The 12,828-nt window shown below is 60.9% G+C and carries 3 protein-coding genes; all 3 read left to right on the forward strand.

The features are described from left to right. Nucleotides 1-23: 23 nt before the first annotated feature. The 3 genes from WGT02_RS06640 to WGT02_RS06650 all read left to right on the forward strand — a co-directional run bounded on the left by WGT02_RS06640 (nt 24) and on the right by WGT02_RS06650 (nt 12,596). Nucleotides 24-491: a DUF1579 domain-containing protein gene (locus WGT02_RS06640; RefSeq protein WP_024318979.1), complete on the forward strand. Its 468-nt coding sequence runs from the start codon at nt 24-26 to the stop codon at nt 489-491. Nucleotides 492-535: 44 nt separating this feature from the next. Then, nucleotides 536-1,318: a VOC family protein gene (locus WGT02_RS06645; RefSeq protein ID WP_208248604.1), complete on the forward strand. Its 783-nt coding sequence runs from the start codon at nt 536-538 to the stop codon at nt 1,316-1,318. A 313-nt stretch (nt 1,319-1,631) separates the two neighbouring features. After that, entirely contained in the window at nt 1,632-12,596 is a 10,965-nt protein-coding gene (locus tag WGT02_RS06650) for a DUF5801 repeats-in-toxin domain-containing protein (protein ID WP_208248600.1), read from the forward strand. Nucleotides 12,597-12,828 lie beyond the last annotated feature (232 nt).

The following is a 12,828-nucleotide window of genomic DNA, read 5'->3' on the forward strand; positions in this document are numbered from 1 at the left end:
CATCATCCCAAGGGAGAAGGACGATGCAGCAAGCCAAAGTGTTGAAGGAGCATGAATTCCTCGAAGACCTCGTTGGCGTCTGGGACGTCAGCGCGCCTGAAATGACGGGGCAGGAACCCTGGACGGAGATCGTCCGTTCGCTGCATGGCATCTGGTTCGTTGCCGAAGGTTCCGGCCAGATGCCGGGTGGCGGGGCCGCCACCACGGTCCTGACGCTGGGCTACAGCGCCGACAAGGGCAAATACGTCGGCACTTGGATCGGCACGATGATGGACCATATGTGGGTCTATGAGGGCGAGGTCTCCGACGACGGCAAGGTTTTGAACCTCTATACGACAGGCCTCGATTTCAGCGACGCGAACAAGCTCGCCGACTACCGCGAGCAGATCATCTTTCACGATCGCGACCACCGCACGTTCAACTCGGCTGCCAAGCAACCGGACGGCAGCTGGAAGCAGTTCATGGAAGCGCATTACACGCGCAAGCCGTGATCGCGAGCGAAACTCGACCGGTACTCATGAAAAGGAAAGAGATCATGGCTTCCGATACGCATGGAAAATTCATCTGGTGCGAATTGATGACCCCCGACCCCAAGGCCGCAGCCGAATTCTACGGCAAGGTCGTCGGCTGGACGACGAACGAAATGAAGATCCAGGACCTGCCGCCCTATACGATCTTTGAAGCGAATGGCGCAGGCGTCGCCGGCCTCATGGATTTTCCAGCCGAACTGGAAGGGAAGGGCATTCCGCCGAACTGGACGGGCTATGTCGCCGTTGATGATGTCGACCAGACGGCGAAGGATTTTACTGCCAATGGTGGCTCGGTCCGCCGCCAGCCGGAGGATATTCCGACGGTCGGACGCTTTGCCGTCCTCGCCGATCCGCATGGCGCCGTGATCTGCGTCATGACCCCGCTGCCGAGAGACAATCCGACCCCGCCCGCGCCGGCGGGCACGCCCGGCCATATCGGTTGGCACGAACTGATGGCCGGCAACATGGAGGAAGCCTTCGCCTTTTATTCGAAGATCTTCGGCTGGACCAAGGACCACGATTTCGACATGGGCGAGATGGGCGCCTATCGCATCTTCGCCGAGCATGGAAAGCAGATCGGCGGCATGATGACCAAACCCGCCAACGTGCTGATGTGCTATTGGGGTTACTACTTCAACGTGCCGGGGATCGACAGCGCCATCGAACGCGTCAATGCGGGCGGCGGCAAGGTGATCGTCGGTCCGATGGAAGTGCCCGGCGGCAGCTGGATCATCAATGCGACCGATCCGCAGGGCGCATTCTTCTGCCTCGTGGCGCCCACCCGATAGGGCAGTCACGACCTTTTTGAAAGCTGAGCTGCATTTGAGGGTTCGAAGCGCGCTGCCGGAATGCCCTGGAGGCGGCGTGAGTATCGAATCGACGCCCGGAACGCACAGCCATCAATGTCTGACCGCGTTCGTATTTCATTAATTTTATTAGAATTTTAGCGTTTCCAGCCACATTCAGGGCCTCGCCGTTAACTCTTCCTAAAACATTTTTGGGTGGATGCATAACCGGCTATGTCCGAAACGGCTGCAAGTATTGCTTTTGGCTCCTCTGCGTAATTGATTGGCCCCAGTTTCTCATTGGGGTTATTTTGTTATGTCTATCGAAGATCCGCGCATTTCCGCTACATCAAGCGAAAACGTCTCGCACGACTTCCGCCAGGACATTCATGAAGATGCAAGTATTGAGGCTTCCGCCCAGCCAGGCGTCGAGGTCGCGCAAGCTGATAATAGCCAGCAGCCTGAGAAGACCGACCGCGTGCCGGCGGCGCCGCAGGCGGTAGCTGCCAACGCCCATCCAGGTGAAATCGTCCCGGATCAGAACAACATCGCCCACCTGCCGGCTGATGTATCGATCGACGACATTCGCGTCGAAGGCAACAATCTCGTGCTCGTTCAGGCCGACGGCACGGAGATCGTCATCGTCAACGGCGCCCTGCACGTGCCGACCTTCCTGCTCGGCGAAGTCGAGCTGCCGCAACAGGCCGTGATCGCCGCCCTCGAGCAGAACAACATCAACGTCGCGGCCGGTCCCGACGGCTCCTATTCGGCAAGTGCATCCGCCCCGAGCTCCGGCGCCGATTTCCAGGATACGATCCAGCAGGACGCCGGCGACCCGACGCAGCTTGCCCAGCTTCTGGCTGACACGCAGCAGCCCGACCCGGGTCTCGGGGACGGTCAGGAGCTATTCGACGATCTGCCGACGATCTCCGACACCACAACGCTGAGCCTGACGGAAATCGAAGGCCAGGAAGGCGGCTTCGAGACGCAATCGGTGAACGGCGCGTTCGGTTTCAACGGCGGCGCAGATGTCGGCCAGATCACCGCGGTCCAGTTCGTCGATTCGCTGAACATCGATGAAGGCACCCAGAACGGTTCGCACCTTGATCTGACGTCCGATGGCAAGCCTGTCGTCATCACGGTCGATGGCCTGACCATCACCGGTAGCGTCGACGGCCAGTCTGTCTTCGTGCTGACCGTTACGAACGCGGCAACCGGCGCCTTCACCTTTACGCAATTCGGCCCGCTCGACCATCCGGACAAGGGACAGGCAGGTATCGATGATATCCTGCGCCTGCAGTTCAGCTACACCGTTACCGACAAGGACGGCGACCAGGCTACCGGCGTGGCCTCGATCGACATCAACGACGATGGTCCAAGCACCAGCAGTGTCGTCGACTCAAGCTCGATTGACGAGTCCGACCTGCTTTCGGGCGAAGGCGGCAATGCGAAGGTAGAAGATGTCTCGCTCGGCATTCACTGGGGCGCAGACGCCGGCACAAACCGGAATCTGACATTCGCGAGCGTTCAGGATCAGCTCAGCGGCCTGAAGTCCGACGGCCAGACCGTTCACTTCGAAATCTCCGCCGACGGTCATACGCTGACCGGCTTCACCGGCGAAGGCGAGGGCCGTACCGAAGTCTTCGTCGTCACCCTTGATCCGACGGCGCCGAACGGCGCCTATAGCTTCACCCTGCTGCAGCCCCTCGATCATCTGCATGAACAAGGCTCCGAGGGCGGCGAAGGCGAAATCAAGCCGCTCGCCGTCGATATGCAGGACACGCAAATCGACCTGAGCTTCAAAGTGACCGCCAAGGACGCCGACGGCGACACCGTTCAGACCGGCTTCACGGTTACGGTCAATGACGACGTGCCGGTCGCCGGAGAAAATTCGGACGTCAAGCTCGACGACGACGCGTTGCTTGGCGGCAATGCGGGTGGCCAGGGCGACGATGCCGACGCGCAGAACGTGACGGGTACGCTGAACCACTCCTACGGCGCCGACGGCGCAGGTTCGGTTCTGCTGACGGGTGCCGGCCTCGGTACGACGCCGGGTGCGGAGGGTTCGTTCTCGCAGTCGGTCTCCGCCGACGGCAAGACCCTGGTGATCTCGCAGGTCCAGCATGGCGTGTCGGCCGCGGTTCTGACGGTGACGCTGTCGGATACGGCGTCGGGCCAGTACATGGTGACGCAGAACCATGCGATCCAGCATGCTGCGGGCAACAACGAGAACAACCAGAGCTTCACGATCGGCTATCAGGCGACGGACGGCGACGGCGACACCGCCAACGGCTCGATCACCATCAATGTCGATGACGATACGATTTCCTGGACGGCCTCCGGCAGCGGCTCGGTGAACGAGGATGACCTGTGGTTCGGCAACGACCTGTCGCGTGAATCGACGACGGCGACCGGCAGCCTGAACATCTCCTGGGGTGCGGACAATTACGACGTTGCCGGCCGCAACGACGGCGCCGGCCGTTCGCTGGTCTTTGCCGCGACGGGCACGGTCTCTGCGGTCGACGGCCTCAACCAGGCGGTTGCGCTGACGTCGAACGGCGAAGCGCTGAGCTACACGCTATCTGACAACGGCACGAAGCTGGTTGCGACGGCGCATGGCGAGACGATCTTCACGGTGACGGTGACGGTGAACGATGACGGCAGCGGCAGCTACCGTTTCGATCTGCAGGGCAACCTCGACCAGAAGCTATCCGGCGAAGATGCGCTGAAGCTGACGTTCCAGGCGGTTGCGACGGATTCGGACGGTGATGCGAAGACCGTCAACTTCGCGGTCCCGGTGACGGACGACGTTCCGGTCGCGATCGGCCAGCTTCTGCCGCATTATGTCGAGGAAGAAGAGCTTTCCGGCGGCAACGAGGACCATTCTCCGAACAGCGACCTGGATACCAGCATCTTCGGCTTCCCGGTCGACGTGACGACGAAGAGCACGTCTGGTTCGCTTTTGATCTCCTGGGGTTCGGACCATGCCAACAGTGCGGTGAACGGCGGCTTCGGCGGCGTTCAGGTTCTGGGCGACCGTTCGGTCTCGTTTGCCGGCGCCTCTGGTGATCTGACGTCCGCGCAGGTCGATGCGATCCTGTCGATCAAGAGCGGCAACCAGACGATTGCGGCGAGCGACCTGACCTCGGGCGGCCAGCACCTGACCTATACGCTGTCTGCGAACGGCACGGTGCTGACGGCGCATGCCGGCGACGAGACGGTGTTCACGGCAACGCTGACGGATACGGGTGCGGGCGGCTACAGCTTCGACCTGTCGGGTGTCCTCGATCATCCGGTCAAGGCCTCGGGCGCTCAGAACGAAGACGTGATCTCGCTGAACTTCACGGCGACGGTGCGCGACGGCGACGGCGACCAGACGACCGCCGGCTTCACGGTGGGCGTCATCGACGACAGCCCGATCGTTGGCAACAACGCGACGGTCAAGCTCGACGACGACGCGTTGCTTGGCGGCAATGCGGGTGGCCAGGGCGACGATGCCGACGCGCAGAACGTGACGGGTACGCTGAACCACTCCTACGGCGCCGACGGCGCAGGTTCGGTTCTGCTGACGGGTGCCGGCCTCGGTACGACGCCGGGTGCGGAGGGTTCGTTCTCGCAGTCGGTCTCCGCCGACGGCAAGACCCTGGTGATCTCGCAGGTCCAGCATGGCGTGTCGGCCGCGGTTCTGACGGTGACGCTGTCGGATACGGCGTCGGGCCAGTACATGGTGACGCAGAACCATGCGATCCAGCATGCTGCGCGCAACAACGAGAACAACCAGAGCTTCACGATCGGCTATCAGGCGACGGACGGCGACGGCGACACCGCCAACGGCTCGATCACCATCAATGTCGATGACGATACGCCGACCGCAGGCTTCTCCGGTACGAGCGTTGTTACCGAGAACGGCACAAACGGCGTGTTCGCGACGCAGTCTGCGACCGGCACGCTGGTGTTCAACGGCGGTGCCGACGGCGCGACGGTCACCGACCTGTCGTTCCGCACGTCGATCGACATGGATCATTCGAACAGCTATCCGCCGCTCAGCTCGCACGGTGTTGCGCTGACCTATGCGACGACGGCTGCCAACGGCGTGATCACGCTGACGGCCTCGGCCGGCGGCACGGTCGTCTTCACGCTGTCGGCCAACCAGTCGACGGGTGCCTACGAGTTCAAGCAGTTTGGCTCGATCGATCATCCGGCCAACAGCGACGATCTGCGTCTGGTGTTCGACTTCGCCGCCACCGACGGCGACGGTGACAAGACCGCCTGGAACACCGGCACGGTGCAGGTCGATATTCGCGACGACGTACCGACGGCAAGCTATTCCGGGCGCATTACAGTTCAGGAAGCCGCCAATGCCGACGATTCTTTCCAGGAAGCCTCTGTAACCGACACCATGAAGTTCGACGGCGGCGCTGACGGCGCCAAGGTCACCTCGATCGCTTACGGCCTCGGCAGCACCGCTCACCCGTTGATTGCTGATGCCGATGCGGCCCAATATACCGCTCATGCCCTGCAGTCCGGCGGCAAGGACATCCACATCGAGCAGCCGGATGGACTGACGCTGCTGGGCAAGCTTGCGGACGGCACGGTGATCTTCAAGATCGAGGTGACGGACGCGGCGACGGGTGCCTACAAGTTCACGCAGCTTGGTCCGATCGACCAGCCCGACGCCAACGAGACGGGTGCCGCCGACGGCGGCCGCATGAAGATCGTCTTCACGGTCACCGACGGCGATGGCGACACTGCGACGAACAGCCTGCAGATCGACATCAATGACGATGGCCCGAAGGCATCCTTCTCCAACACCGTTACGGTTACGGAAGCGGGAACTGATGCCGGCATTTTCGCGCAGCAGTCCGTTAATGGCACGCTGCTCTTTGATGGCGGTGCCGACACGGCAGCGGTCACCAATGTCAACTACCGCTTCGGCTCTTCCATCATGGAAATGCCGGAAAACCAAAGTGAATCCATCCGCTTCCCAGCGCTGACCTCCAACGGTCAGCCGATCACGGTCACGACCTCTGTTGACGGTCTCACGGTTACCGGTAAGGTCGGCAACGTGGAAGTCTTCACCCTGCACGTTACTGATGCGAAGACCGGCGCCTACACTTTCACGCAGAGCGGCCCGATCGATCATCCAGACAAGGGGCAGGCCGGCGCGGACGACTCCCTGCGCATGGTCTTCGACTTCACCGTCACGGACAAAGATGGCGATACGGCTACCAACGCGGTTCAGCTTGATATCCGCGATGACGCTCCGACAGCAGGCTATGCCGGCCGTGTGACGGTCCAGGAAACCGCAAACGCCAACGGTAGCTTCCATGAGGTCTCCGGCACTGGCACGATGTCGTTCCATGCCGGCGCGGACGGCGCGAAGATCACGTCGATTGCCTATGGCTTCGGCCAGTCGGGTGGCCATGAGGTCATTTCCGATGCTGACGCACCGACCTTCACGACCCATGCCCTTCAGTCGGCGGGCCAGGATATTCGCATCGAGTCCGCTAACGGCGGCTTGACCCTGCTCGGTAAGGTCGGCGATACGGTCATCTTCAAGGTCGAGGTCACCAATCCGGCGACAGGCGCCTACACGTTCACCCAATACCGCCCGATCGACAATCCCGATGTCAATGAGAGCGGCGCGAACGACGGCGCTCGGATGAAGATCGTTTTCACCGTCACCGACAATGACGGCGACACGGCGACTGGCAGCGTTCAGATCGACATCAACGACGACAAGCCGGTTATTGCGGCCGCTGCAGATTTCGGCCATCTCTCCGAAACCGGCCTGCCGAGCGTATCCAGCGACTTCGGCTCGCTGCACGTCAATGTCGGCGCGGACAACAAAAGTGCCCACGTTGAGATTGGTCGCGGTGTTGACGGACAGCCGATTATCAACAATGGCTTGACGTCCGACGGCGTCGCTCTGGAATACCTCGTCCGCACGACAAACGGCGTGGATCAGGAAATCGTCGCCTTCAAGCATGGCGATAGCGCCGACAATCCGGTGTTCATCGTCAGCGTTCTCCATCCAGGCAGCTTCGCCACGACGCTGTTCCAGAACCTCGACCATGCGGCCGGCAACGATCCGTTGGTCCTCAACCTCGTTGCCCGTGTCTTCGACGGCGATGGCGACTATGTCGATCAGCCGTTCTCGGTGAACGTAGCCGATAGCGTGCCGACGATTACCGGTTCGCTGCAGCCTGCAAACCTGCTCGCCAACGGAAGCTTCGAGGACGGCGTTTGGGCTCATCCGGAATCATGGGGCGCCTGGGCGACGGAATCGACTGGCTGGAAGATCGAAGGAACAGCTCCGAACCAGCAGGGTGTCCAGCTTGAGCGCGTAATTGACGACTACCTCGGCATGCAAGCCACGCGCGGCTCCCCGATGGTCGATCTCGGCGCTTCGCCGGGCAACATCGCAATCTCGCAGAACATCACCGGCCTGATCGCTGGCGACAGTTACAAGCTGACCTTCGAGGCCGGTTCGCCGGATGCGGCGTCCTCCAAACTCGAAGTCTATTGGAACAGCCAGCTTGTCGGCACGATCCAGCCGACCGGCTCGATGGCGCAGCAGACGCTGAACCTGACGGCAGGTAACGGCATCAACACGCTGACCTTCAAGGAAGTCGGCAACGCCAACGACAACACCGGCACCTACCTCGCCAATGTCAGCCTGACCCACGGTTCAGACGTTCCGGTGTTCCACGCCACGACCGGCGAAGACAGTGGCGTGATCTCCTTCCACCTGGCCCAGGGCACCGACTTCTCGTTCGGCGCCGATGAAAAGGGCACCGTCAGCTTTGACACCGCCCATGTCACGATTGCCACGCCGAACGGCACTACTATTACCTTGCCGCCCGAATCGTACCACTATGATGCCGCGACCGGCATCTTCACGATCAACCCGGGCTGGGGCTTCAACGGCCTCAGTGAAGGCGAAGTCGCGACGCTCACCGTTCCCTTCAAGGTCACCGATGGCGATGGTGACAGCCAGTTGGCTGTCTACCAGGTCGCCATCACCGGCACCAACGATGCGCCGGTCGTCAGCAGCGCCGTCACCGGCACGGCGACGGAGGATGGCGCAGGCGTCACGCTTGATGCGCTTGCCCATGCAAGCGACGTCGATGCCAGCACGACCCTTGCGGTCACCGGTGTGCCGGGCACTCTGCCGGCCGGCGTGATCTACGATGCGGCGACGCATTCCTTCACGCTCGATCCGAGCCACTCGGCCTACCAATCGCTGGCATCAGGCCAGACCACAACGGTCACGGTGAACTACAGTGTCTCGGACGGTATGGCATCGACGCCCACCTCCGTCTCCTGGACGGTGACCGGTACCAATGATGCGGCAGTCGTCGATCTCAATGGCTCTGGTGCCGGGAATGATGCCACGACCACGGCGGTCGAGCAGTTGGGTCAGCAATTTGCTTGGCAGGCAACGCTCGGCGATGTCGATTCCTCGACATTGCAGTCGATGACCCTGACGCTTGCTCACAATCTGGATGGAGCAACCGAAAGCCTGACGCTCAATGCTGCCGCAACGGCAGCGGCAAACGGTTTGACGGTCAGCTATGTCAACGGCGTCCTGTCGATCAGCGGTACGGCATCGATCGCCACCTATCAAACGATCCTGAAAAACGTGGTCTACACCAACAGCAGCGATAACCCGGATGCCTCGATCGATCGAACCGTTACCGTTGTCGTCAACGATGGCCATGATAACAGTGCCGCGCAGGTCGCAACCATTCACATTCAGCCGCTCAACGACGCGCCGGTTCTCGCCGGTACGCTGGCAGCTTCGGTTGTCGAGGGGCAGACGCATACGCTGACCGCCGCCGAACTCGGTTATGCCGATCCGGATGACATTGCCTCTGGCGTCGTATTCCAGGTGTCGAATCTGTCTCATGGGGTGATAACCAACGGAGGGGCGTCTGCAGCGTCGTTTACCGCCGCAGAGCTGAATGCTGGGCTGATCAAATTCACCCACGATGGCTCAGAAGGACCTTCGGCGTCGTTCCAGGTCAAGGTCGAAGACGGAAACGAAGATAATTCGGCCCCGGTGACAGGCACCTTCAATTTCACCGTGACCCCGGTTAACGATGGTGCTGCGACAATCTCCATTAGCGATACGACGCAGACGGCAAGCGCGCCGAAAGTCGGCGACGTTCTCCAGGCGACGCTTGGTGCCGATCCGGATGGTGCGCAGTCCAATATCGTCTATCACTGGCTGCGCGATGGCGTTGACACTGGCGCGAGCGGCGCGACTTACACACTGGTCGCAGCCGATGCCGGACATGCGATTTCGGTGAAGACTACCTATATCGATGGGCAGAACGTCAATGAAACGGTGACCAGTGCTGTTACGGCGGCCGTCGTCACGGCAAATAGCGCTCCATCAGGGGCAAACGCAACAATAGGGCTCATCGAAGACAATACCTATACGTTCAAGGCAGCAGACTTCGGCTATAGCGATGCTGATGGCGATGCCTTTGGAGGCGTCACCGTAAATGCCCCTGCTTCGGCAGGCCCCGGCAAGTTGATGCTTGGCGATGTGGCTGTCACATCCGCCACTTTTGTCACGGCGGCGCAGATCGCATCCGGCATGCTGACATGGGCTCCGGCTGACAACGTTGTCGGCGCGAATGGCACCACCAGCTTCACCTTCCAGGTGCGCGACAGCGCGGGCAACAATGATTTGACTGCCAACACGCTAACGCTCTCGATGAGCGGATCCAACTACGCTGATGTCACCTATGACGATGATGATGCCGACCTCGGAGTAGGTCCGGGTTACGGCAGCATCTCCATTCAACAGACAGACTCTGGCAATCAGAGCATAAAATTTGAAACCGCAAGCAGCACCGTCTTTGCCGATCTGGAATTTGTTCGCTCGGACAACAATCTGGAAATAACGTTGGCGGCAAATGGCGCGACCAGAACCGTCACGGCTATCAATCAGTTCTCCGGAGGAATTTCGACTTGGGAACAGGTTGACTTCGACGGCGGCAGTTTCGCCGGCTATGGACTGGGCGATAGCGCTTACAGCCTCGCCACGGGACTCGTCGGTGGCAACGGCAACTCCAGGTATATCATTGCCGGGTCGGCTGCAAGCGAGAGCATGAGCGGTGGCAACGGCAATGACCTGCTGTTCGGCAATGGTGGCGATGACACGCTTCACGGAGATTCCGGCGACGATCTGTTGGTCGGCGGGCTCGGCCGCGACACCCTCTACGGCGATCAGGGCAATGATACTCTTGTCGGCGATCAGAGCGACCTTCTCCTCGACGGGGGGGCAAATACCGACACGGTTGCCGTTGGTGCAAACTTCACTAGCACCAGCGACGCGCAAATCGCCAATATCGAGAATGTCATCCTGACTTCGGCGGCAACGCTCGATCTATCGAACCAGACCGAGGACTTCAAAATCACCGGCTCGTCGAGTGCGGATATCATCACCGGCGGCGCCGGAGACGATACACTGACAGGCAATGGCGGCAATGACACTTTCCACGTGGCCGCCGGCACCGACACGATCACCGATCTTGGGGGTAATGATGTCCTCACCGTCGGCGCGGGCGCAACCGCCAGCACAACGGCCACGGGGAATTGGACAGCGACGAGTGCAAGCAGCAATGTCGGCACGGCATCCATCAATGCAAATGGTCACGATGTCAGCGTGGCGAATGCATCCGGAAGCAATGGCTGGGCATTGACGAACAGCGACGACGATGCTGTCATTCTCACCGGATCGTCAAATGCCGACAAGATCACCTCCGGCACGGCAGGGGACACGATCAACGCGGGCGCCGGCGCCGATACAGTAACCATCAACGCTTCCAGCGCCAGCAGGACGTGGACGGTCGATTTGGGATCCGATTCGGCGAAAGACAAGATTGTCTTCAACCACAGCAGTCTGAGTTCCTCACACAACACCGTGGCCATCGTGTCGCACTTCGACGTGCTGAACGACAAGATTGCGGTCAATTTGAACAACAGCAGCCTGACGGACGGTGGTTTCCAGTCACTGACGTCGGATGGCACTGCCATCGCGTCCGCCCGGATCATCGAAGTCGCGATCAACAGCGGCGATCGTGTCACATTGTCGCTGGCGGATGACGGCAATGGTGACGCCATCGAAGACATCATCGCAGCCGCGACAAACAACATCGCGGTTGGGACCTATACGTTCATCATCTATTCATCGACGAACACCTCCACGGCAAATGCCGGCATCTATACCGTAAGCATTACCGACGGCACGAACCCGGACTCCGGGGGAATGACAGTCAAGCATATCATGACGCTCAACGGCGTCGGGTTCGGGAAGCTGACAAGTGAAAACTTTGCCAACGCCATCGACCCCATCATCCTCGACCTCGACCACAACGGCGTCGCCCTCACGTCCCTCGACAACGGCGTGCAGTTCGACATCAATGCCGACGGTCACAAGGATCAGATCGCCTGGACGGCCGGCAGCGACGGCATCTTGGCGCTCGATGTGGACGGCAACGGCAAGATCGACAACGGCAGCGAGATCTTCTCGCCGCACTTTGCCGGTGGCAGCTATGTGGATGGCCTGGCGGCGCTGGCGACGCTTGACAGCAACCACGACGGCAAGATCGATGCGGCCGACGAGGCCTTCTCGAAGCTCACCGTCTGGCAGGACCTGAACCATAACGGCATCACCGACAGCGGCGAGCTTTCGAGCCTGGCGGATCATTCGATCACCAGCATCTCGCTCGATGCCAACGCTTCCAACTCGGAGATCAGCGGCCAGTCGATCCTAGCCGATGGCGACTACACCCTGACGGGCGGCTCGACCGGCCACTTTGTCGAGGTTGCCTTCGACACGACGCTCGGCGGCAGCGAAAATGGCAGCAATGCCTACTCACTGATCGGCAGCGACGGCGACGACATCCTGTCCGGCAGCGGCGGCATGTTCACGCTATCGGGCGGGGCAGGGGCGGACACTTTCGTCCTCGACGCCGATGCCCTGAACGACGTCAAGCTCGCCGATGTCATCACCGACTTCAAGGCAAGCGAAGGCGATACGCTCGACGTCTCGAAGCTCCTCGACAGCCTCCTCGGCCACGAGGCGAGCGAGGCGGAGGCACTCGCCAGCGTCAAGACGACCGTCAGCGGCACGGATACCGTCGTCAGCGTCAACGCCAATGGCGGCTGGCACGATGTGGCGGTTCTTCAAAACACCACGGAAGCGGTCAAGATCCTGTTCGACGACAAGCACGACACGACAACGGCACCGCACGTCGGCTGATGCTTGCAGAAACCAGTAGAGGAAAAGGCGCCGTTCGGCGCCTTTTTCGTTTGCTATCAGCTCAGGACGCTTCGTCTCTTGCCGCCGCTGCACGCCATTTCGTCGGCTGCGGACGGATGTGATTGAAGTCCGGTGGCCCTCGAAGGCCGTGCCCGACGGCGTCAATGATATTCGCGTACCCTCACCAAGAATGAGGCCAGCGGCCAGCGGCTGGCGCATGCGGGTGCCGACA

The organism is Rhizobium sp. T1470 (genome assembly GCF_042140505.1).
GTDB classification, from domain to species: domain Bacteria; phylum Pseudomonadota; class Alphaproteobacteria; order Rhizobiales; family Rhizobiaceae; genus Rhizobium; species Rhizobium favelukesii.